Source organism: Winogradskyella ludwigii, from assembly GCF_013403985.1.
In the GTDB taxonomy this organism is placed as follows: domain Bacteria; phylum Bacteroidota; class Bacteroidia; order Flavobacteriales; family Flavobacteriaceae; genus Winogradskyella; species Winogradskyella ludwigii.
Map to the genome: position 1 here is coordinate 1 of NZ_JABFDF010000008.1, position 26,411 is coordinate 26,411.

The following is a 26,411-nucleotide window of genomic DNA, read 5'->3' on the forward strand; positions in this document are numbered from 1 at the left end:
TGTTCACTTAAATCAAACGATGCTAATCCATCATTACTATCGTCATCACAAACTTCTAAATCTGAGACGGGGTTGATCGTAGGTTGACCTGAAACATTTAACGTAAAAGAATATGTGTCAAAACAATCAGAATCTAAATATTCTATCCTAACATATATAGTTTCACCATCTGTACCAGAATAACTCCCTGATCCCGCAATTGCAGCGGTATCAGCTTCTGCATCAGCAAGTGAATTATGATATGTTACTACCAAATCTGTAGAATTAGTTGCACTCGCAAGAACAACAGCTGTATTTAATTCCAAATCAAAAATATAAGGCGGAATACCTGTATCGCAAATAAATAAATCATTTGGTGCCTCTGTAATAAACTCAGGCAATACATCAATACACACCACTTGGTCATAATCACAACCAAAATCATCTGTAGCTCTATAAGTATAGCAAAACTGACCTGAAGTTGTTGGTTGAACCGTAATTACATTACCAGCTGTATTTGTTATAGTAGGATCAGCATCCCAAGCTTCAGAAGTAATTACGGGAGTAAAAGACAATTCTGGAGGCTGAAGATTTGGATCAAACTCAATACCCCAAGCGAAAATATTACCATTATCTGCAGAAATATTATCAACAATTCTAATCGTCCAATTTCCATTTAAAGGAGAACCTATAAGAGCATTTAGAGGGTTTATAGAGTTATAATTCCCCGCAGGAACATAGTCATCAGTGTAAGTAGCTGGACCATCTCCATTAGGAAAAGTACCACCTGAAACTGCACCACCTGCCAATGTAGTAGACGCTCCACTAGGCACAAAACAATAGCGACTACCTGTTCCTGGAGTAGTATTGCCACTACCATCAACTGTTCCTGTTGCCCAAGGTATTCCTAAATTTGTAGAACCACCACCTTGATCGTGCATCCTTACTACCACACCACTAGGTGAAATAATTTCAATATCTAAATCACCTAAGTAAGAATGCTCCATTGTTAAACAAATACTTATTAATTGACTTATATCGGTAAGCGTCTGATCTGATTCGTAACAATCTACAGTAATAGAAGTCGTGTATTCTGCACCACTACCATCTGGTAAAAACGTAAGCCCACTAACAGGAGGAGTACAATCATTAATATATTCTACAGCCTCTACTACTCCAGTTATATCTGTACTTTCACCAAAACAAAGCGTCATGTTTGAAGCTTGAGTGCCAATAAAATCTGCTTCTGTAGCCACTTGAATGACTTGATTAATCAAATTATCATTATTACAACCCAATGGATCCACTGAAGTATTTGCATCTCGTATATTAAGATTAACAATGTAAACACCTGGATTTGGATAAGAAAATGTAGCTGATTGTCCCGATGCTGTATTACCATCTCCTAAATCCCATTCGTAAGTAGCACCAGTTCCATCAATAGAAAATGTACCACTACCATTTAAAGTAATTTCTTCATTAGGGCAAACTCTAATATACCCATCCCCATTTGGTGCAGGAGATGTAGAATTTATTTGAGAATTAATGGTTTGACAAGGCGTTAAACAAGATAAACTTGCAATCCAACCGTCTGAATTTCCTGAATCACCAGAGACGAATTGAATGGTAATACAACCCGTTGTATTATCTTCAGTTGCTTGAACTAATCCAGGACTAGTTATCCCAGAAAAATCACCAAAAGTTGGTGACGCAACACTATCTCCATTAAAAATGGATATTATATCTGGATTTGCACCTAAATTCAATGTGAATGTTGAAAAATCTATTTGCACTCTTTGCCCTGGAGTCTCAGGGCAAATTGTTAGAACAAAATCTTCATCGTTCCCATAATTACCAAATTCACCACCAGAATCGTAAAAAACGCCACCACATTGACTAACAGTTGCAGTTTGCATATTAACATCTTGGGCCATCAAAAGTGATGAAAATAATAGAGGGATTATTGTAAATAAGTATTTCATGGGTTTACTTTTATTATTTTTATGACATGTTAATCGCAATACATCATTTCCTTTAGTAAAATGATTTTAACATGTGTATTTCATTCCTTTAATCTTTATTGGTATTGAGACTTTATAATAATGTAATAATTAGTATTATCTACTTGATACATCGCTGACGCTCTTGAGTAAAATTCAAAAACATACAGCAAAGGATTAAAATTAGCAGGATTAAATACTTGATTATTTTTTAAATCAGAGCCTTCAGTAGAAAATTTAGTGACATCAGATAATTTAGGGCAAGGCTTCTTATTTTTCTCATCTGTAATCAATTTAATAACCACCCTATTTCTTAGAATATGTTTTATACTTTTTAATCTATGTGCATTATTAAAAACAAGTTTATCAGCAGATTCTCCATAAGCTTCAATAATTTGAGCACGTTCATTAGCCGTTAACGGTAAATTAACATTGTCGTTAAATTTAGCTAAAGGTAATGGCTGTTTTTGTGTTGATTGTTGACTAAACATACTTAAAGGCATGAGTATCAATGCTAAAATAAATAGTACTTTTTTCATAGAATAAATAAGAAAATTAGAATTTCGAAAAGTAAGAAAATTTAAACGAATGAACTGTTAATTCATCAAGGATATTGGTGTTTTAACGGTTTTACATATATAACAGCTTCAAATATAAAACCCCTACCTTAGAAACTATTTTTATTGTTTATCTTTGCCGTTAGTATTAAAAAAAATTGATAACCAATTATTTTACAATGAAAATTGAAAGTGATTTTAATGACACTGATCCATTTGGAGATGACCACATAGGATCTTCAAGCGATACCCCTTTGAGACCTGACGCTTTTGAGCTTTCAAGTACTGAAAAGATAGAAAGCATCAAAGCAGATGTTAAGCATATTCTAGAAACGTTAGGTTTAGATTTAACTGACGATAGCCTTAAAGGCACACCAAATAGAGTTGCCAAAATGTTTGTAAACGAGATTTTTGGAGGCCTAGATCCTAACAAGAAACCAAAAGCATCTACATTTGATAATAAATACAAATATGGAGAAATGCTTGTAGAAAAGAATATTACTGTTTACTCTACTTGTGAGCACCATTTATTACCTATTGTTGGTAGAGCACATATCGCCTATATTTCTAATGGCACTGTGGTTGGTTTATCTAAAATGAATAGAGTTGTAGATTATTATGCCAAAAGACCACAAGTTCAAGAACGACTAACCATTCAGATTGTTAAGGAACTACAAGAGGTTTTAGGCACTGATGATGTGGCTTGTATTATTGACGCTAAACATCTTTGCGTAAATTCTAGAGGTATTAGAGATATTGAAAGTAGTACTGTTACTTCAGAATATGGAGGTAAGTTTAAAGAACATGCTGTACGAAGAGAACTGTTAGATTACATTCAATTAGATACACAGTTTTAATTTTATTTCTAGACTAATTAATTCATTTTATTGATTCAATTTTCAAAATAGCATCATGTCATTACATCTTTCACATCAATTAAAAGTTTACAATACACTTTCTGGAGAAAAAGAAATTTTTCAACCTATAACCGATGGCTACGTTGGAATGTATGTTTGTGGACCAACCGTATATAGTAATGTGCATTTAGGTAATGTGAGAACATTTATGTCTTTCGATATGATTTTTCGCTACCTTAAACATTTAGGTTATAAAGTGCGTTATGTCCGTAATATTACAGATGCAGGTCATTTAGAAAATGATGCTGATGTTGGTGAAGATAAAATCACTAAAAAAGCACGATTAGAAGCTATTGAACCTATGGAAATTGTTCAGCGCTATACTGTAGATTTTCATAATGTTTTAAATACCTTTAATTTCTTACCGCCGAGTATTGAGCCTACAGCAACAGGACATATTATAGAACAAATTGATTTAATTCAATCTATAATAGATAATGGATTTGCATACGTTGTTAATGGCTCTGTTTATTTTGATGTTCATAAATACAATGAATCTAACGAATACGGTATTTTAAGTAAACGTAAGTTAGAAGATTTAATCCATAATACACGTGCACTTGATGGGCAAAGTGATAAGAAAAATCCTCAAGATTTTGCGCTTTGGAAAAAAGCAGAACCGACACATATTATGCGTTGGCCTTCACCTTGGAGTGATGGTTTTCCTGGCTGGCATTTAGAATGTACAGCAATGAGCACTAAATATTTGGGTGAGTATTTTGATATTCATGGTGGTGGAATGGATTTAAAATTCCCACATCACGAATGTGAAATTGCACAAAACCAAGCGGCAAAAGGCCAAGATCCTGTAAAATATTGGATGCATGCCAACATGTTAGAACTTAATGGTGCTCGTATGAGTAAGTCCACTGGGAATTATATTAATCCGGCTGAATTACTTTCTGGAGACAATGATATTATGTCTAAAGCTTACAATCCAAGTGTGATTCGCTTTTTTATGATGCAAGCCTCTTACAGAAGTATTTTGGATTTAACGGATGCTGGTTTAGCGGCTTCAGAAAAAGGATTTCAAAGATTAATGGATGCTATTGGTTTAATTGATCATTTAAAAACAGGAAAAACATCGTCATTTAATGTTACCGATTGGAAGCAGAAATGCTACGATGCCATGAATGACGATTTTAATACACCTATTTTAATTGCAACGCTTTTTGAAGGTGTAAAATATATCAATCAAATAAAAGATGGAAGTGCAACTGTAACTTCTGAAGATTTGTCAATTTTAAAAGAAACAATTGAAACTTTTGTCTTTGATGTTTTAGGCTTGGTTAATATTTCTAAGGAAAATTCAGGAAGTGATAAACTAGCTGGAGCGGTAGAAATTTTGATTAACCTTAGAAAGGAAGCTAGATTAAATAAAGATTTTGCCATGTCTGATAAAATTAGAGATGAATTAGCAGAAGCAGGAATTCAACTAAATGATAGCAGAGAAGGCACAACTTTTACGACTAACTAATCGTGAAAAAGATCTTAATATATCCATTTTTATTACTGATTAAGTTCTATCAAACATTTATTTCTCCAATGAAGCCTGCAACTTGCAGGTATCAGCCTACATGCTCTCACTATGCTAAAGAAGCATTAGAAGTTCACGGCTTTTTTAAAGGAGGTTGGTTAGCGATTAAACGAATTTTTAGTTGTCATCCTTTAGGAGGCAAAGGTTTTGACCCTGTTCCTCCTAAAGACCATTAATATTACGTTAATCTCATTTTCAATACCATTCAAAATATTACCTTTACCTCATAAATAGAATATCTATGTTTTTATTACAGATTGATTGGAATCCTATTAAGTTTATTGATTTAGGATTTTTTAAGCTACATTTTTACAGCCTTATGTGGATTACAGCCTTTATCTTGGGCTTTCAAATCACAAAACGTATTTACAAAAATGAAGGACAATCTGAAGAATCTCTAGATTCATTATTTATTTATTCTGTAATAGGCATTATGCTTGGAGCAAGATTGGGACACGTTATTTTCTATCAATCTGAGTTAATTACCGAAGATTTTTTCAGCATCTTTTTACCTTTTAAATTTAAAGGAGGTTTTGAATTTACCGGATTCCAAGGTTTGGCGAGTCATGGTGCTGCTATTGCGATGATTATCTCCATGTATATCTACAATAAAAAAGTATTACATAAAACGGTACTTTGGATATTAGACCGTGTAGTTATTCCTGTGGCACTTGGCGCTGTATTTGTTAGAATAGGAAATTTTATCAATTCTGAAATTATAGGAAAATATACAGGTAGCGATTTTGGTGTTGTCTTTAAACAATTAGGTGAAACTGCGCCAAGACATCCTGCACAATTGTACGAAGCCTTCTGCTATGTCTTTGTCTTTTTAGCACTCTTTTATTTCTATTGGAAAACAAACAAATCTGAACAACAAGGTTTCTTATTTGGCTTATTTTTAGTTTTACTTTGGACCGTAAGATTCTTTGTAGAGTTTGTAAAAGAAGCACAAAATGTAGAACGAGCAGATTGGGCACTAAACACAGGTCAGCTTTTAAGTATTCCTTTTGTACTCATTGGGTTGTATTTTATGTTTATTTATAAACCAAAAACAAAACTGAGCTAATGCAATTTCGACTGTTTTTAAAATCTGTACTTATCATTTTAGCTCTTACAATGCTTTCATCTTGTAAAGAAGAAAAGACCGCTAAATCTGAAGACAAAGTGGTAGTTAGCTTTAAAAAAGAAGGAACATTAATGCTAAAAAAAGCGGAGACAGATTCTATTATTAAAACTTTAGATATTGAAATTGCAGACGACGAATACACCACCCAAACAGGTTTAATGTATAGGACAACGCTTGAAACTAATCAGGGCATGTTATTTATCTTTCCTAATGTGCAAATGCGAAGTTTCTATATGAAAAACACAAAAATACCGTTAGATATTATTTACATTGATGAAGATTTAGCCATTGTTAGTTTTCAAAAGAACGCTAAGCCACTAGATGAAACTTCACTTCCGTCTGAAGCTCCTGCAAAATATGTTTTAGAAATTAATGGAGGGCTTTCAGACGAATGGCAACTTGCTATTGGAGATAAGATAAGTTTTACTCCTATTAATGAATAAGCCTTTAGACCTAAAGATAAATACGCCTCAAGGACATCAATTAGGTCTTACTATTTTTAAACCTGAAACTTCAATTCATAAAAGCATTATTATTTCTTCTGCTACTGGAGTTTTACAACATTATTATTACAAGTTCGCAACTTATTTCTCAGAGTTAGGTTACACTGTTTATACCTTTGATTATTCTGGCATAGGTAAATCCAACATAAATACTACTGAATTAAAACAAAACACAGTAGACTTAAAAGCTTGGGGAGAAAACGACCAAACTACAATTGTAGGCTACGCAAAAACACAAAACCCAAAAGATAAACTCATTGTAATTACGCATAGTATTGGCGGACAAATTTTAGCTTTCAATAAGCATAATTCTCAAATTGACGCTATAATTACTGTTGCCTCACAAAGTGGCTATTGGAAACTTTGGAAAGGTTTTGAACGTTTTAAAATGTTTACATTTTGGCATGTACTGATTCCTATACTGACTCCTATATTTGGTTATTTTCCTTCGAAGAAATTCGGGCTTTTTGAAAACCTACCTAAGCACATGGTTTATCAATGGAGTCGCTGGGGAAAGCATAAAGATTATATGTTAAGTGAATTTAATGTTGAAGACCTTCAATTCAAAAATTTTAACAAAAGCCTATTAGCATTGAGTTTTTCTAATGATAAATTTGCCTCGAAAGCTTCAGTAGATTGGTTAGCAAATCAATTTTGCAATGCTAAAGTAGACCGACGACATATAATTCCTGAAAATTTAGGAATTTCAAACGTTGGTCATTTTGGATTTTTTAGAAATCAATTTAAAGATTCGTTATGGAAAATGACGCATGCGTGGCTAGACAAACATGCGTGAAAATTAAATTTCTTCATATTTCTATCTTATATTTTTCCTTTTGAAATATCAAAAAAAAATGCCTTTCATTACTGAAAGGCATTTAGATCTTTAAATCATTTTAAGCTTATAATCTAATTAGTTTTTTTACAACTTTAAAACCAAGGTCTTCATTATATAGCTCTAAAAAATAAGTTGCTCTCTCTAATACCTCAAGGTTACCAATAGTAATCTCGTTGCTAGCACTTGTCTTTGTATTTTTATACACTAAACGGCCTTTCAAATCATAAATATTAATACTTAATTCGGTACCCAACAAAATGGTTGGCACATTTAAGGTAACGTGATCCTTAAATGGATTTGGAAAAATATTTATATCATTAACATCTATATCTGTTATACTAAGCAAATAACCATCAACACCATCACAATTTTCATCTACATTATTACCTTCATCATCAGTAGCGTCAGGATTTATGTCTTCATCTAAATCATTACAATCTAAATTATTTAAAACATAACCTATAGGACGACCCGTATTATCATTACAACTAACAGTTATACTACTGTTTGTATCTCCATAACCATCGTCATCACTATCTTCATAATAGGTTAGCATTGTAGCACCTTCTTCTGCTACATTAACGCAAACCGTTTTGGTATGCTCGCATCCAAACGCATCTAAAGTTCTAAAAGTATAACAGAATTCACCTGCAGCATCTGGCGTAACTGTAATTATGTTTCCATTTACTTCGGTAATGGTAGCATCTAGATCCCATACTTGAGACACTATTGAGGGTACGTAATCAAAATCTTGTAGTTGTAAACTAGGATCAAAATTTAGTTCCCAAGAAAACATATACCCGTTATCTGCCGAGATATTATCCACAACACGAATTGTCCAATTACCATTTAACGGAGAACCTAATAAACCATCTAATGGGTTTACTGAACTATAATTCCCTGCTGGAACAAAATAATCTAAATAAGTCGCTGCATCATCACCATTAGGAAAACTACCATCATCTTCAATACCATCTACTAATGTTGGGAATCCTCCATTTGGCACAAAACAATAATCAAATCCAACTCCTGGTGTTGTATCTGCACTGTTTCCGTCGACAGTTCCTGTTGCCCATGGTATTCCAAAATTAGCAGAACCACCACCTTGATCGTGCAACCTTACTACTTGTCCGTTTGGAGAAACAATTTCAATATCTAAATCTCCTATGTATGAATGTTCCATGTTTAAACAGATACTTTCAATTTGACTCACATCAGTTAAGACTTGTTCATCTCCAAAACATGTTACATTTATAGATGTACTATACGCCGCACCATTACCATCAGGTAAAAAGGTAACTTCGCTTTCAGGTGGAGGACAATTATAAACTAAAGTTAATGGGCTTACCACACCTTCTAAAGTCGTAGATTCCCCAAAACACAAAACATGATCTACGGCTTCTGTTCCTGAAAAATCTGGTTCTCCAGAAACACGAATCACCAAATTAATTGAATTTGTATTTGGGCAACCCTGAATGATATTATCTGTATTTGTATCTCTAATATCTAAGTTTACTAAATACACACCAGGCATATCATAAGATACGTTAACCGTTTGACCATAAGCTATATTTCCATCTCCTAAATCCCAAGTATAATTTGCACCTGATCCATTAGTCTCGAAAATCCCACTACCACTTATGTTTATGTTATCTCCAACACAGACTTCAATAACACCTTCCGGATTAGCTACAGGAAACGTTGAATCTAATTGTGCCGTAATGTCTTGACATGGTGTTGTAGATGATATTTCTGCAGCCCAACCTATGGCATTTACAAGATCATTAGATATAAACTGAACAGTTAAGCAACCTGTTGGATTATCGAATGTAGCAATTACTGAACCTGGTGAATAAACACCTGAATATACGCCAAGAGATGGAGCAGATACGTCATTGCCATCGTAGACCGTAAGAATATCAGCATTCAACTGTGTATCAAACTGTTGAAAATCCAATCGTGCACGTTGCCCTATTTCCTCAGGACAAATCGTTATAATGAAACTCTCGTTGTTAGCGTAATTAGAAAACTCACCTCCAGAATCATAAAGTATCCCAGAGCTCGCTGTAAACGTTCCATTTTGCATGAGTATATCTTGTCCATAACTCAAGTAAGAGATTATAAAAAAGAATAAAAGTAGATTTTTTTTCATGAAGGTTGATTTTATTAGTGATAGTTAGATATACTTATTTCTTTAAAGATACATAAAGTGTTAAAAAGTTGCGTAAAAGTTATAAAATAAAAAAAATGCCTTTCAATTAAGAAAGGCATTTTAGACTCTGAAATAATTTCAGATTATTATTTATTTTAAAAGCTTAAGCTTCTTCTACATCTTCTTTTACTTTATTCTTAAGCGCTTGAGTTGCATCACCTTTTTTAGCAGTATCATACATTATTGGTGTTGCGATAAATACCGAAGAGTATGTACCAACAATTACACCTACTATTAATGCAAATAATAAATCTTTAAGTGAATCTGCACCAAATAAGAACATGGCTAATAACACTACTAATGTTGTTAAAGATGTATTTAAAGTTCTACTAATAGTACTGTTAATAGATCTGTTGATCGTAGTATCAAAGTTCCACCCTAAATTCTCATTAAAGTACTCTCTAATTCTATCAAATACAACAACCGTATCATTCAGTGAGTAACCAATTACAGTTAAGATTGCCGCAATAAACGTTTGGTCAATCTCCATGCTAAATGGCATAAATCTCCATGTTAAAGAATAAATACCTAACACAATTAATACATCATGAAAAACTGCTGCAACGGCACCAAGAGAGAATTGCCATTTCTTAAATCTTAATAAGATATATAAGAAAACAACAACTAAAGATCCTAAGATTGCCCAAATTGATGATTTTTGAATATCATCTGCAATAGTTGGACTTACTTTACTTGATAACATTTTACCAATTTTCTTATCTCCAGAACCATCTAAGAACTCCGCATAAGTCATGCCTTCTGGAAGGTACTTTTGAAGTGTTGTGAATAATTTAGATTGTACTTCTTCATCAGCTTCAGTAGAATTATCTTCAACTAAATATTTTGTAGAAATTTTTAATTGATTTGCTCCACCAATTGTTTTTACTTCTGCACTTTCAAACACGGCATGAAGGTCATTTTTAACTTCCTCTACACTCATATCTTGATCAAAACGGACTTGGTAAGTTCTACCTCCAACAAAATCAATACCTTGATCTAATCCAGTAGTAAATAAAGACCCTAAACTCGCTAAAATTAAAGCTCCAGAAATGATGTAAGCAATCTTACGTTTCTTTAAGAAATCGATATTTACATTTGTAAATAAGTTCTTAGTTATGCCTGTAGAGAATTGTAAGTTACCTCCTCTATTTACATACCAATCTACTAATAAACGTGTGATGAAAATCGCCGTAAATAAAGAAGTTAAAATACCAATGATTAATGTTGTAGCGAAACCTTTAATTGGTCCTGTACCAAATACAAATAAGATTAAAGCGGTTAAACCCGTTGTAATATTGGCATCTAATATTGAAGATAAAGCGTTAGAGAAACCATCTTTTACAGCTTCTTTTTGTGATTTACCTTTGGCTATTTCTTCCTTGATCCTCTCAAAGATAAGTACGTTCGCATCGACCGAAATACCTATCGTTAATACAATACCAGCAATACCAGGTAATGTTAATACAGCTCCTAAACTCGCTAATACACCAAAGATTAATAAGATGTTTAATAGTAAAGCGATATCTGCAAATCCACCAGCTTTTCCGTAGTAAAATACCATCCAAAGTAATACAAAAGCTAATGCAATCATAAAAGATCGCATTCCACTATCTATAGCTTCTTGTCCTAAAGAAGGTCCAACTTCATCAGATTGTTCAATATGAGCAGAAGCAGGTAATTTACCAGCTCTTAAAACGTTTGCTAAATCGACAGCTTCTGTTAATGAGAACGATCCAGATATTTGAGATCTACCACCAGCAATTGGTCCTGAAGATACACTTGGTGCAGAATACACCGTGTTATCTAAAACAATAGCAATAAAACCTTGTGTTTCGTAGGCTGTTTTAGTCATTTCTTCCCAAACTTTAGCACCTTTAGTATTCATCTGCATGCTTACTGCTGGTCTACTTACTTGGTCATAATCTTGATTTGCATCTGTAATAACTGCACCACTTAATTTTGGTACACCATCTCTATTACCTTTAATTGCATACAACTCAGAAAATTCAGAATCTTCATCTTGAATTCCCCAAACAAATTTCACGTAACGCATTTCTGCAGATAAAGAAGATCTGTTTTTTGATGCATTTAAAATATTCATCACTTTTTCTCTATCCTTAGCTAAGAACATCCCTACTACAGATCCACCATTTCCGTATCCTTGAATACCTAATGGGTTTACATCTGCTACATTAGTAGAATCTGTTTCTATCTGACCTGTTAAATCATCAATAGCATTTGAAGTTGCATTTTGATCGTCAGCTGCATCTGTAACCGCATCGTTAGCTTCAGCTTTAGATGCTTCTTTCTCATTAGCTTCAACTAATTTTTGGTTAACCTCTAATAAATAAGGTAAAACCTCTTGAGTTTTATAAGTTTCCCAAAACTGCAATTGTGCTGTTTTAGTTACCAAATCCTTAACACGTTCAATATCTTTAGCTCCAGGTAATTCTAAAAGAATACGACCAGAGTTTCCAAGACGTTGAATGTTTGGAGATGTTACACCAAATTTATCAATACGCTTACGTAATACTTCGAAAGCTGAAACGATAGATTCGTCAATTTTTGTTTCAATAATCCCTTTAACTTCGTTATCTGACATATCGAATTTAATGACATCACTCAACGTACGATTTGCAAAAATATCTGGAGAAGCTAATTTAGTATCTCCTTTAATAGCATCAAATGCTGTAAAGAAAGATTGTAAATATGAATCTTGTGAATCTTTTTGTAATTCATCTGCATCATCTAAAGCTTTATTAAAGATTGGATCTTTACTATTGTTAGCTAAACCTTTTAAGATATCTCTTACAGAAATTTGAAGTATAACATTAATACCACCTTTAAGGTCTAAACCTAAATTCATGGCATTATTTTCAACCTCAGCGTAAGAATATTGTGCGACACCTAAGTTATAAACGTCTAAAGACTCAAACTTATCTCCTACTTTTATTTTAGAAGTTTTTAAAGAATCTAAATACCTCGCTACTTCAAGGTTTCTTTTTGTTTGATAATCCTCTTCTGTGTCTGCATATTTTGCAATTGCTGCTTCTTTAGCAGTATCTTCAATTTGATTGGCTTTAAAAGTAAATGATAATTGATAGATACTTACCAAACCAAATAAAAGCGCAAAAAGCTTAATTATTCCTTTGTTTTGCATTGTAATTGTTTATTAATTGTCGTTATTTTTTAACGCGCAAATATAGAGTTTACACTATAATCCGACAATGTTTTTATTTATAAATTGAATTTTAGTCTTTTGATTGATTCTAAAGACATTATGTGAAGTGGGAATTACTCTAAATTATATAATTCCTTAAGCTATTGGTCCTGCCCTAACTTCAGGAATTTTATAGGCTAAATGATTTATTGCAATCGCAATGGTATTATTAACAAAAACAGCCGTATTAATTGCACTGCTGTATTGTTTTTTCAGGATATTGCCACCCGAATAACTAACTTTAAGCGTATTAGAATGATCTGTCTTTTGATTAACCTCAGTAACTTGAGTTCCTTCAAAATCCCAATTAAAATCAGAACTCGATGAAATTTCAGAAATATTAAGTTCGTAGTCTTTTAAGTGTCGCTTTTCTGGAAAATTATTTGATTGCTCTTGAGTAGCATTGTATGCAATATCAAAATCTTCAGCTTTAAAAAGTATATTCTGAATGTGTGCAACATCTGTATCACTGTGATACGTAATTCTTAGTTGACCACCTTGATATTGTCCTATTTGAATTTGAGTAACACCAATGCTTTGTAGTTTATCTTGAATCTTATCAATAGCATTTTCAGTATCCTGAAGTGTAATTGCTTGGTCTGAAAACTGAATAACAATCTGCTGATTTGGAACTGTTGGTTGCTCTAAAAACGTTCCTAAAAACGCCAAGAGTACAACTATTATCCCAAAATGAAGTTTGGTTTTCATGCGCCAAATATAGACAAAAAATAAAGACTGTATTTCTACAGTCTTATCTTAAATTGTAAATCTAATATGTGGTTTTATTACATACCCTCCATTTTTGAATACCCTTCTGGTGCAATTAGGCTTAATTTATCATCTGAAACAGATTCTTCTTTAATTTCTGTAATTTCTGATGTTACTATAATATTAGCTCCTACTTGCTTTAATGTCATTTTAAAATATAATGGGTAACCTTCTACTTTTCCTCCCATTGCTGTAGTATTATGACTAAATGCCGAGATTTTATTAGTAGTAAACATTTGCATTTCTACATCTTGACCATTTTGTTTCATATTGATAAAATATTCTTGACACACATAACCTAATACTGTTTTAGTTCCGTCTCCTTTTTTTACTACAACACTTTTTAAATCCTCTTCGCTAGGCACAAAAGATTGTAACACAAATTTCTTACCCATACCTGGTTGGTCTACTAACATTAGCATTTGTTTTTCAACACCATCTACAACGATAATCATATCTCCCGTCATTGGACTACTTGTTTCACTACGTGATTTATCACCTTTAAAGTAAGTTATAGCTTTTGTATCTCCAATAGCTTGTAGTTGAGAATTCATCTGTGCATTATCACTAGCCATCGTTTGTTTAGCGATAAGAATACCTTCATTAATTTGATCTTGAGCGATTGCACCTGCACTTAGTAATAATGCAAATGTGAATAATAATAATTTTTTCATTTTTCGATTTTTTTTTATTTAATTCTTATTAGACAAAAACCTTACCAACAAAATATGTTAGTAAGGTTTTTTAAACGTTATTTTTAAAAATATGGATTATAATTCTAAAAGTCCATTAGTCTTTTTAACACCTTCTGCACTTTCTATCATGTGTGCTTTTTCTGCATCACTTAAAGGTACATTCACAATCTTCTCGATCCCATTTCTACCTAAAATTACGGGTACACCAATACATAAGTCACTTAAACCGTATTCTCCATCTAATAATGTAGAACATGGGAAGATTTTCTTTTGATCGCATGCAATCGCTTGTACTAATCCACTTACGGCAGCACCTGGAGCATACCAAGCTGAAGTTCCTAATAATCCTGTTAATGTTGCACCACCTACTTTAGTATCTGCAGCTACTTGCTCTAAACGTTCAGAAGATATAAATTCTGAAACTTTGATACTGTTTCTTGTCGCATGAGATATTAATGGCACCATACCTTTATCGCTATGTCCACCAATTACCATTCCGTCTACATCACTAATAGGAGCTTCTAAAGCTTCTGCTAATCTGTATTTAAAACGTGCCGAGTCTAATGCTCCACCCATTCCAATAATTCTATGCTTTGGTAAACCTGTAACTTTATGAGCTAAATAAGTCATAGTATCCATAGGATTACTCACTACAATTAAAATTGTATTTGGAGAATGCTCTACTAAACTTGTAGATACCATTTTTACAATACCTGCATTAATACCAATTAACTCTTCACGCGTCATACCTGGCTTACGAGGAATACCTGAAGTAATCACACATATATCACTATTTGCTGTTTTAGAATAATCGTTTGTACTTCCTGTAATTTTAGTATCAAAACCATTTAAGGATGCACACTGCATTAAGTCCATTGCTTTACCTTCGGCATAGCCTTCTTTAATATCAAGGATTACAACTTCTGAAGCAAAGTTTTTAATTGCTATATACTCTGCACAACTTGCGCCAACTGCACCAGCGCCAACTACGGTTACTTTCATTTGTTTTATTATTTAATTATTTTTAATTCTTCTCTAATGTAACGTGCTTAAAACCATTCTTTTCAATCAAAAATAGACTTTAAGCTCACTTCAAAATTATTGATGTTTTATGAGTAACATTTAAGTACTACATATGAACGTAAATTTACAAATAAAAATGCTGTTAACGAAGAAAGCACAAGAGTAAATCTTGTGCTTTCAATGATATTAGAATTAAATCTAATAAATTAATTAATGGTCACATTTTTTGGACCAACCCATTCTGTTCAAGAAACATCAAGACAAAAAGATCTAACATAAAAGACGTACGGATTTTTTTGATACAAACCAAGACTATACATAGACCAAACGCTGTCATCGTCTGTATTTACACTTTATGAATTATTAGAGTCGTAACCATCAGAAATCATAACATAAAACTAACATTTTTGATAAACTATGAAAACATAAAAAAAGCACTCATTTCTGAGTGCTTTTCATGTAAAATATAAAGATTATATATTATGCATCAATATTTGCATAAATAGCATTCTTTTCAATAAACTCTCTACGAGGTGGCACTTCATCTCCCATTAACATTGAGAATACACGATCTGCCTCTACTCCATTATCAATCTGGATTTGACGTAATGTTCTAAACTCAGGATTCATTGTTGTATCCCAAAGCTGCTCTGCATTCATCTCACCAAGACCTTTATAACGTTGTATTTTTGCTCCATCACCATATTGCTCCATTAAAGCTAAACGCTCTTCATCATTCCAAGCATATTCTTTCTTCGCTCCTTTCTTCACTAAGAATAAAGGTGGTGTTGCAATATAAATATGTCCGTTTTCAATTAACTCCTTCATATAACGGAAGAAGAAAGTTAAGATTAAAGTTTCAATGTGCGAACCATCTATATCGGCATCACACATAATCACTATTTTATGGTATCTTAATTTTGAAAGGTTAAGCGCTTTACTATCTTCTTCCGTTCCAATAGTTACACCTAAAGCAGTAAAGATATTCTTGATCTCTTCGTTTTCAAAAACCTTATGCGTCATTGCTTTTTCTACATTAAGAATCTTACCTCTTAATGGTAGAATAGCTTGAAACATTCTGTCACGACCTTGTTTTGCCGTTCCACCTGCCGAATCTCCCTCGACTAAGTAAACTTCACATTTAGCAGGATCTTGTTCCGAACAATCTGATAATTTACCAGGTAAACCACCAATACTCATTACTGTTTTACGCTGAACCATTTCACGAGCCTTTTGAGCCGCGTGACGTGCTTGAGCTGCAAGAATTACTTTCTGAACAATCGTTTTAGCATCATCCGGATTTTCTTCCAAATAATCAGTTAACATTTCTGAAACTGACTGACTTACTGCTGCAGAAACCTCACGGTTACCTAACTTTGTTTTTGTTTGTCCTTCAAATTGTGGTTCCTGAACTTTTACAGAAATAATAGCTGTTAAACCCTCACGGAAATCATCACCAGCAATATCAAACTTTAATTTGTCTAACATTCCAGATTCATCCGCATACTTTTTAAGGGTATGTGTTAAACCTCTACGGAAACCAGAAAGGTGTGTTCCACCTTCATGTGTATTAATATTGTTTACATAAGAATGTAAATTTTCAGCATAAGAGGTGTTATAAATCATAGCAACCTCAACTGGTACACCATTCTTTTCACCCTCAAAAGCAATAACTTCTTTTATTAAAGGCTCACGGTTACCATCTAAAAACTTGATAAATTCCTTAAGACCTTCTTCAGAATGAAATGTTTCACCTTCAAATTCACCATCTTCTTTTTTATGACGTCTATCTACTAAATGAATTGTAATTCCTTTATTAAGGTATGCTAACTCACGTAAACGACTTGCTAAAGTATCGTAGTTATATTCTAAGGTTTGTGTAAAGATGGTTGCGTCTGGTTTAAAAGTAACGATAGTTCCTCTTTTATCCGTTTCACCAACCTTCTTAACAGGATACATGGCTTTACCTTTTTCGTATTCCTGCTCCCAGATTTCACCTTTTCTAAATACTGTTGCCTTTAAATTATCAGATAATGCATTTACACAACTAACACCAACACCATGCAGTCCACCAGATACTTTATAAGAATCTTTGTCAAACTTTCCACCTGCACCAATTTTAGTCATTACAACCTCTAATGCAGAAACTCCTTCTTTTTTATGTAAATCTACAGGAATACCACGACCATCATCTTCTGTGGTTATAGAATTATCCTCGTTAATAATTACGGTAATATTATCACAATGACCAGCTAAAGCTTCATCGATTGAGTTATCTACAACCTCATATACTAAATGGTGCAAACCTCTTACTCCAGTATCACCAATGTACATGGAAGGACGCATACGCACATGCTCCATACCTTCTAAAGCCTGGATGCTATCTGCAGAATAATTATCCTTATTAAACTCTTCTTTTTTATCGCTCATTATTTTGAATAAATTTTAGTTCGATTTATGGCATAAAAAAATGACACTTATGTATCATTTTAGAATACTAACAAATATACAGATTTCTAACGCATTTTAAAACCTATTTATGAATTGAAGTTGATAATTATCAACATTTGTTAATTACTCAAAAGTTGCTTAAAACAACTAAAAGACACCTTAAAATTGATTTTTTATTTTTTTTAACCTTCCAGATTTAAAAAAAAGCACAAACCCTCTTAGAAGCTTTATTTTTCAGATTTCTTTATTTAAATATTATAACTAAAAACACCTCTTTTTAATAAATCACTTAAAGAAAGTTAATTAAAAATAGTTGAATCACCTTTAATTGAACTTAGATAATAATCTCGATATTATGTAAGTTTTTTCTCTAAATAGCTCACCAAATTACATTTAATCGATTATTCTTGCATTTCACAGATTATATTTTATATTTGCTTCCTGAATAAAAATAAAAAATATAATTAAAATGTTGTATTTAATCAATCTGAAAACAAAATTTATGGGAAATATTAAATTCGAGAAAATAATTTTCAGAAAACCGAACTTTGGATTGAAATCAGTTTTTATGATTTTATTTTCTCTGATGGTGAATCTTATTTTTTCGCAGACACCTGTAAACGATGATTTTACAAATGCCATAGATGTAACAACAATTATTAACAGTTGTTCTGCTGATGCTGCATATACAATTATAGGGGCTACTCCAGATAAGAATAAAGGTAGTAATTGGAACAACTACGGACCTAAAAATAATGTTTGGTTTAAATTTACAGCACCTGCAACTGGTGAAATCAATATCACTGTTGATAGAGGTGACTCTAAAGGAACTCAGCGACGTACTCAATTAGCGCTCTGGCTGGCGGATGGCATTACGGAAGTACAAAGTGAAAGATATGCATACGACAACGAAGACGTAACCATGGGTGCCGTAAACCTTTCACCAGGTCAAATTTATTACATTTCTGTAGATACACAGTCCACAGGTTATTCTGGTACATTTACTTTATGCTTACAAGATACCGTAGACTATGATTTTTATGAAGGTGCTATTGATGTTACCAACATCATTAATAGTTGCTCCGCTGATGCTGCTTATACAGTTATAGGGGCTACTCCAGATAAGAATAAAGGTAGCAATTGGAACAACTACGGACCTAAAAATAATGTTTGGTTTAAATTTACAGCACCTACAACAGGTGAAATCAATATCACTGTTGATAGAGGTGACTCTAAAGGAACTCAACGACGTACTCAATTAGCGCTTTGGCAGGCGGATGGCATTACAGAAATACAAAGTGAAAGATATGCATACGATGACGAAGACGTTACCATTGGTGCAGTAAACCTAACACCTGGAAATACTTATTACATTTCTGTTGATACGCAGTCCACAGGTTATTCTGGTTCATTTACGTTATGCCTACAGGATACCGTAGACTATGATTTTTATGAAGGAGCTATCGATGTTACCAACATCATTAATAGTTGCTCCGCTGATGCAATCTATACAATTATAGGAGCTACTCCAGATAAGAATAAAGGTAGCAATTGGAACAACTACGGACCTAAAAATAATGTTTGGTTTAAATTTACAGCACCTGCAACTGGCGAAATCAATATCACTGTTGATAGAGGTGACTCTAAAGGAACTCTGAGACGTACTCAATTGGCGCTTTGGCAGGCGGATGGCATTACAGAAATACAAAGTGAGAGATATGCATACGATGATGAAGACGTAACTATGGGTGCCGTAAACCTTTCACCAGGTCAAATTTATTACATGTCTGTAGATACACAGTCCACAGGTTATTCTGGTACATTTACGTTATGCTTACAAGATACCGTAGACTATGATTTTTATGAAGGTGCTATTGATGTTACAAATATCATCAACAGTTGTTCTAATGATGCAGTATATACAACTATAGGTGCTACTACAGATAAGAACGAAGGTAGTAATTGGAACAATAACGGACCTAAATATAACCGTTGGTTCAAATTTATAGCACCTGCAACTGGTGAAATCAATATCACTGTTGAGAGAGGTGACTCTAAAGGAACTCTGAGGCGTACTCAATTGGCGCTTTGGCAGACGGATGGCATTACAGAAATACAAAGTGAGAGATATGCATACGATGATGAAGACGTTATCATTGGTGCAGTAAACCTAACACCTGGAAATACTTATTACATTTCTGTAGATACGCAGTCCTCTGGTTATTCTGGTACATTTACGTTATGCTTACAGGATACCGTAGACTATGATTTTTATGAAGGTGCTATCGATGTTACCAACATCATTAACAGTTGCTCTACTGATGCAGTATATACAACTTTAGGTGCTACTGCAGATAAGAACGAAGGTAGTAATTGGAACAATAACGGACCTAAATATAACCGTTGGTTCAAATTTACAGCACCTGCAACTGGTGAAATCAATATCACTGTTGATAGAGGTGACTCTAAAGGAACACAACAACTTACACAATTAGCGCTCTGGCAAGCAGATGGCATTACAGAAGTACAAAGTGAAAGATATGTATTCAGTGACGAAGACGTAACCATTGGAGGCGTAAACCTAACACCTGGAAACACTTATTACATATCTGTAGACTCTTACAACTCAGCTTATATAGGCACATTTACTTTATGCCTACAAGATACCGTAGACTATGATTTTTATGAAGGAGCTATAGATGTTACCAGCATTATTAACAGTTGCTCTACTGATGCAATCTATACAACTATAGGTGCTACCGCAGATAAGAATGAAGGTAGTAATTGGAACAATGACGGACCTAAATATAACCGTTGGTTCAAATTTACAGCACCCGCAACTGGCGAAATCAATATTACCGTTGACAGAGGTGGCTCTAAAGGAACACAACTATATTCACAGTTAGCGCTTTGGGAAGCAAATGGCATTACAGAAGTGAACAGTGAAAGCTATGTATTAAACGACGATGACGTAATCTTAGGTGCCCCAAACCTAACACCAGGGAACACTTATTACATATCTGTAGATACTTACAACTCAAACTATAGAGGTACATTTACATTGTGTATAGAAGATACTGTGGACTATGACTTTTACGAAGGAGCTATCGATGTTACTAACATTATAAACGGCTGTTCAGCTGATGCAATCTATACAACTACAGGAGCCACTCCAGACAAGAATGAAGGTAGTAATTGGAGCAATAACGGACCTAAATATAACCGTTGGTTCAAATTTACAGCACCTGCAACTGGCGAAATCAATATCACCGTTGATAGAGGTGATTCTAAAGGAACACAGCAACTTACACAATTAGCGCTCTGGCAAGCAGATGGCATTACAGAAGTACATAGTGAAAGATATGCGTTCTATGATGAAGACGTAATCTTAGGTGCCCCAAACCTAACACCTGGGAACATTTATTACATATCTGTAGACACTCACGCCTCATACTATAGAGGTACATTTACATTATGTCTAGAAGATACTGTAGATTATGACTTTTACGAAGGAGCTATCGATGTTACCAACATTATAAACAGTTGTTCAGCTGATGCCATCTATACAACTGTAGGTGCTACACCTGATAGAATTAAAGGTAGTAACTGGAGCAATAACGGACCTAAATATAATCGTTGGTTCAAATTTACAGCACCTGCAACTGGAGAAATCAATATCACCGTAGACAGAGGAGACTCTAAGGGAACACAAGAACTTACACAATTAGCACTCTGGCAAGCAGATGGTATTACAGAAGTACAGAGTGAAAGATACGCATTCGGTGACGAAGACGTCACCATTGGCGGCGTAAACCTAACACCTGGGAATACTTATTACATATCTGTAGATGCTCACGCCTCAAGCTTTATAGGCACATTTACTTTATGTCTAGAAGATGCTGTAGATTATGACTTTTACGAAGGCGCTATCGATGTTACCAACATTATAAATAGCTGTTCAGCTGATGCAATTTATACAACTGAAGGAGCTACACCAGACAGAATTAAAGGTAGTAACTGGAGCAATAACGGACCTATAGCTAACCGGTGGTTCAAATTTACCGCACCAGCAATAGGTAACATAAGTATCACTGTTGATATAGGAGACTCTAAAGGAACACAACGATACTCGCAATTAGCGCTTTGGCAAGCAGATGGAGTGACAGAAATACAAAGCAAACGCTATACTGCTGCTGCTGATCATCTTACTGTTGAAGCCGTAAACCTAACACCTGGGACTACTTATTACATTTCTGTTGATGTACTCAACTATCAGCAAGGTACATTTACTTTATGCATAGAAAATACTGTGGGTTATGACTTTTATGAAGGAGCTATCGATGTCACAAACATGATTAACAGTTGTTCTCCCGATGCAATTTATACAACTACAAATGCTACACCAGACAGAAATAAAGGTGACAGCTGGAGCAATAACAGTCCTTATAACAATCGTTGGTTCAAATTCATCGCACCTGCAACAGGCGAAATCAATATCACTGTTGATACAGAAAACTCTAAAGGAACACAACGCGCTACACAATTAGCACTTTGGCAAGCAGATGGAGTAACAGAATTACAAAGTGATCGTTATTCTAATTATTATGATGATGTTACAATTGGAGCTCTAAACCTAATCCCTGGGGCTACTTATTATATTTCTGTTGACACAGCTGCCACTTACCTTAGTGGAACATTTACTTTATGCTTAGAAGATATTTATGGGCTTTCTAACTATGGTCCTGGAGGAGTAAGACAAGATTTAAGGTTATGGTTACGTGCAGACACAGGCACACAAACAAATACTGACGGAGTTGCCATTAATTCATGGATAGACCAAGGTAAAGCATCAGATGCATCAAGCAGTATTGGACAAAACCCTATTTATAAAAACAATAGTAATGACAACCTCAACTACAACCCGGTTTTAGATTTTTCTGGAAACAAATCAATGCTTGGTAAATATTCAACCGGATTTTTTAGTCAAGATATTTTTGTAGTCGTAATTCCAAATGCTTCTGCTAGTAATACCACTCCTAGAATGACTGTTTTATCTGGAGAAACTTCATCCGAAAGTATTAATGACATATCTGGTATTGGATTTGGAAATTATACTGGAGCAATTTCAAACGAGATTTTAACTTACGCTCAAGGTGATGACAGTTCTTATAGTGTTTCTGAAGTGAACACTTCTAAAACATATTCTAATATTGGAATTATCAATGCTAGAAACAATAGTTTTGGTAATGGCATGGAGCTTTTTTATAATGCGCTTCAAATAGACAATTCTTCGACAGGAACTGGTTTTAATAACATTATTGGTGGACAATATTGGTTAGGGAAAAACAAATCTGACACTTCAGGTAATTTTAACGGAAGAATTGCTGAAATTATCACCTACTCATCACTTCAAAGTGACTCAGAGCGCGCCAAAATAGAATCTTATTTAGCCTTAAAATATGGAATCACTTTAGGTGTCAATGGTATTAGTCAAAACTATATAGATTCTAATAACAATATTATATGGAATATCTCTACCAATTCAGGCTATAACTTTGATATCGCAGGTATTGGTAAAGATGATGCACTTGCGAGTTCTCTACTAAATCAAAAACAATCTAAGAGTGTTAATAACAACACAGATCTTACCATTGGATTAGGAACTATTGAATCTACTAATTCTGCAAATTTATCTGTATTCTCAGTCGATAAAAGTTTTTTAATTTGGGGAAATAACAACGGTGTTTTAAATGATCCTGGAGCATCTGCGGATCGCGTGATTGATCTCGGATCTGGAATCCAAACCAACTTACGCCTCACAAGTAAAAAGTGGAAAATAGTAGAAACAGGAGGAGATGTTAGTGATGTACTTTTATCCATCCCTTCTGCTGCATTTGGTAGCTTTTCATTAAACCCTGACGAAGAATATATGTTAGTGGTTTCTACAACTGATACTTTTGCAAATACAGATATCATAGATGTAGTTCCCTTAAAAGTATCAGGTCAAAATCTTCAAACCTGGTATGATTTCGATGGCACAAATTATTTCACCTTTGCTAAAAGCAGTTTAATAGAAAACTCGCTTCAAATCCAAAATACTAGTGGAGATTATTCAGTAAGTAATACTAAAATTAACTTAAATTCTTCTTTTACTATTTCATCATGGATTCGTAATGGAAATACATCTGGTAATCGAAGTTTTGTCGCTAAAGGAACAGCATATGACTTAAAATTAAATTCTTCAAATAGAATACAAGTGTCTTGGAATAATGTGATTAGAATGACCTCTAGTACTCTTGTAAATGATGGTAATTGGCATCATATTACTGTGACGTTTAATGAAGGAACTGCTACTTTATTGATCGATGGGGTAATTGAAAGTACAGTGAGTTCTTTACCAATCCCAGTGGCAACAAACCATAAATTTTCTGTAGGAGCAGTTTATTACAATAAGAATTCTATTTCAGATTATTTTGTTGGAGACATAGATGAAGTCCTTGTTTGGAACCGCGCATTAACGGTAAGCCAAATACGTTATATTATGAATCAGGAAATTGAAAAATTCTCAGACAATACGGCAAACGGAAAAATAGTACCACAATCAATTTCTAAAAATGAAGTTCAAGATATTCCATGGAGCGAACTGAATGCTTATTTCGATTTAAATTCTATTGTAGGAGGTTCTTTTATTGGAAAATCAGACAATAAAAACCACTTGAGAATTAATTATAAAAATGCCAATAAAACTACTTTAGCAACTCAAACAGCACCTTTACCATACCAAAGCGCTTCAAATAACAGTTGGTCAAATAATTCGACATGGTCAAATGGTATGCTGCAAACGCTTCCTAATAGCTTATCAATAGTGGATAATACACCTATAGATTGGAATATTGTTGAAACCAACCATAACATTGATACTGGAGGAAATAAAACGGTATTAGGCTTAGTTGTTAACAGCGGACAACTCGATGCTACTATGGATTCTAAAATAGAAGTTTCCCATTATTTAAAATTAAATGGAAAAATAGATTTGGTTGGAAAATCACAACTTGTACAAACTTTAGGCAGTGATATTGATGCTACAAGTAGCGGATCACTAGAAAGAGATCAACAAGGAACAAAAAATTTATACAACTATAATTATTGGTCCTCACCAGTTGGAACCCCAAATGCAACTACAAACAACAACACTTACACCGTTGAAACTGTTTTAAGAGATGGTACAGATCCTACTGATCCAAAAGCTATTAATTGGATAGGAGGTTACGATGGAGCTTCAGGCACACCAATCAGTTTGGCACGTGGTTGGATTTATAAATTCCAAAACTTAAACGACAACTATGCTAATTGGGAACGCATTTATGAAACAGGAGATTTAAAACCAGCCAATGGATTTACAATGAAAGGCAGCGGAACTATTAGTACTGATCAAAATTATACATTTATTGGAAAACCGTTTAATGGCTCTATTGATGTCCCAATTGCGGCGAACTACCTCAACTTATCGGGTAATCCTTATGCTTCTGCATTAGATGCATACACTTTTATTTCAGACAATTTAAGTTCGACAGATGGTACGCTTTATTTCTGGGAACACTCAGCAACAAATTCATCTCATAACTCATCAGATTACGAAGGCGGATATTCAACTCGAAATTTAACAGGTGGTATAGGTCCTGTATCTAATGGAGCTGTAGGCTTAGGTACAAGTTCTAGGATTCCTAACCGTTTTATTCCTGTTGGTCAAGGATTTTTCATTAATGCAAGTACAACTGGAGGCACTATAAATTTCAACAATAACCAGAGAGCTTTTATTAAAGAAGATAATTCTCAATCTGGCACACTTATGAGACAAAATGAGATTGTTAATAATCAAGAAGATGAATTTACCGATGATAATTATGCTAAAATTAGATTAGGTTTTGATACCTCTAACAATTTGCACAGGCAAATATTATTAGGGTTCATGAACGAGCATGCTACAAATGGAATCGATGTTGGATATGATGCTTTACTTTTCGATGATTTCACAAATGACATGTATTTTACAATTGATGGTTCTAAATTTGTAATTCAAGGAGATGGCTATTTCAATACAGACAACATATATCCTATTGAAGTGATTTCCGATGAAGAAGGCATCGTAAAATTCACATTAGATGACACAGAATATTTTGATGAAAACCAACCTATTTATATACATGATAACCAAACAGGATTATATCATGATATAAAATTAGCACCATTGGAAATTATGCTTCCTGCAGGACGATTTGAGAACCGATTTTCGTTAAGATTTAGTGCAGAATATCTAAGTGTTGATGACGCTGAGATAAATAGCGATTTAACTATTTTCTTTAACAACAATAATGATAATATAACCCTAACAAATATTAAACCAGGTACTACAGTAACATCTGTTTCATTAATTAATATTTTAGGACAATCTATAAACACTTGGGAGTTAAATAGCCATGAATTAGAAATTTCAATTCCGGTAAAACAGGTGTCATTAGGAGTATATATCGTTGAGGTAAAAACTACAAATACAACTTTCAGTCAAAAGGTGATTATAAAATAAA

The 26,411-nt window shown here is 33.8% G+C and carries 15 protein-coding genes; 7 read left to right on the forward strand and 8 right to left on the reverse strand.

Translation table 11 applies throughout. The features are described 5' to 3' along the window. Both HM981_RS16130 and HM981_RS16135 read right to left on the reverse strand, forming a co-directional pair. The coding region (locus tag HM981_RS16130; protein WP_179339841.1) for a PKD domain-containing protein at nt 1–1,961 on the reverse strand (1,961 nt) is incomplete at its 3' end. Nucleotides 1,962–2,056: 95 nt separating this feature from the next. Continuing rightward, nucleotides 2,057–2,518: a hypothetical protein gene (locus HM981_RS16135; RefSeq protein ID WP_179339842.1), complete on the reverse strand. Its 462-nt coding sequence runs from the start codon at nt 2,516–2,518 to the stop codon at nt 2,057–2,059. 197 nt (nt 2,519–2,715) lie between these two features. Here HM981_RS16135 and folE point away from each other — a divergent pair, with 197 nt between their 5' ends. The 6 genes from folE (at nt 2,716) to HM981_RS16165 (ending at nt 7,415) form a co-directional block, all read left to right on the forward strand. Then, complete coding sequence (gene folE / locus HM981_RS16140) at nt 2,716–3,393, forward strand: GTP cyclohydrolase I FolE (RefSeq protein ID WP_179339843.1); 678 nt, start codon at nt 2,716–2,718, stop codon at nt 3,391–3,393. 55 nt (nt 3,394–3,448) lie between these two features. After that, on the forward strand, nt 3,449–4,930 hold the full coding sequence (cysS, locus tag HM981_RS16145; RefSeq protein ID WP_179339844.1) for a cysteine--tRNA ligase: 1,482 nt from the start codon (nt 3,449–3,451) through the stop codon (nt 4,928–4,930). 2 nt (nt 4,931–4,932) lie between these two features. After that, complete coding sequence (gene yidD / locus HM981_RS16150; protein ID WP_179339845.1) at nt 4,933–5,166, forward strand: membrane protein insertion efficiency factor YidD; 234 nt, start codon at nt 4,933–4,935, stop codon at nt 5,164–5,166. A 65-nt stretch (nt 5,167–5,231) separates the two neighbouring features. After that, a complete protein-coding gene (gene lgt, locus HM981_RS16155) occupies nt 5,232–6,056 on the forward strand; it encodes a prolipoprotein diacylglyceryl transferase (RefSeq protein ID WP_179339846.1) in 825 nt (274 codons plus the stop codon). Next, entirely contained in the window at nt 6,056–6,559 is a 504-nt protein-coding gene (locus HM981_RS16160) for a DUF192 domain-containing protein (RefSeq protein WP_179339847.1), read from the forward strand. The genes lgt and HM981_RS16160 overlap by 1 nt, the downstream gene beginning before the upstream one ends. Next, on the forward strand, nt 6,552–7,415 hold the full coding sequence (locus HM981_RS16165) for an alpha/beta hydrolase family protein (RefSeq protein WP_179339848.1): 864 nt from the start codon (nt 6,552–6,554) through the stop codon (nt 7,413–7,415). Before HM981_RS16160 ends, HM981_RS16165 begins: the two co-directional genes overlap by 8 nt. A gap of 106 nt (nt 7,416–7,521) precedes the next feature. Here HM981_RS16165 and HM981_RS16170 read toward each other — a convergent pair whose 3' ends face one another. The 6 genes from HM981_RS16170 to gyrB all read right to left on the reverse strand — a co-directional run bounded on the left by HM981_RS16170 (nt 7,522) and on the right by gyrB (nt 17,805). Next, entirely contained in the window at nt 7,522–9,609 is a 2,088-nt protein-coding gene (locus tag HM981_RS16170) for a PKD domain-containing protein (protein WP_179339849.1), read from the reverse strand. 163 nt (nt 9,610–9,772) lie between these two features. Beyond that, nucleotides 9,773–12,829, reverse strand: coding sequence for a protein translocase subunit SecDF (secDF, locus tag HM981_RS16175; RefSeq protein ID WP_179339850.1), 3,057 nt, complete (start codon nt 12,827–12,829; stop codon nt 9,773–9,775). A 156-nt stretch (nt 12,830–12,985) separates the two neighbouring features. Beyond that, on the reverse strand, nt 12,986–13,597 hold the full coding sequence (locus HM981_RS16180; protein WP_179339851.1) for a hypothetical protein: 612 nt from the start codon (nt 13,595–13,597) through the stop codon (nt 12,986–12,988). A 77-nt stretch (nt 13,598–13,674) separates the two neighbouring features. Then, the gene (locus HM981_RS16185; protein ID WP_179339852.1) at nt 13,675–14,331 is read right to left on the reverse strand and encodes a DUF4412 domain-containing protein; all 657 of its coding nucleotides are present in this window, start codon (nt 14,329–14,331) and stop codon (nt 13,675–13,677) included. Between the two features lie 96 nt (nt 14,332–14,427). Beyond that, entirely contained in the window at nt 14,428–15,354 is a 927-nt protein-coding gene (gene mdh, locus HM981_RS16190) for a malate dehydrogenase (protein WP_179339853.1), read from the reverse strand. Between the two features lie 501 nt (nt 15,355–15,855). Next, a complete protein-coding gene (gene gyrB, locus HM981_RS16195) occupies nt 15,856–17,805 on the reverse strand; it encodes a DNA topoisomerase (ATP-hydrolyzing) subunit B (RefSeq protein WP_179339854.1) in 1,950 nt (649 codons plus the stop codon). 589 nt (nt 17,806–18,394) lie between these two features. On the opposite strand from gyrB, the gene HM981_RS16200 reads away from it, so the two are divergent. Continuing rightward, nucleotides 18,395–26,410 carry a LamG-like jellyroll fold domain-containing protein gene (locus HM981_RS16200; protein ID WP_179339855.1) on the forward strand — a complete coding sequence of 2,672 codons (8,016 nt, stop codon included), beginning with the start codon at nt 18,395–18,397 and terminating at the stop codon, nt 26,408–26,410. Nucleotide 26,411 lies beyond the last annotated feature (1 nt).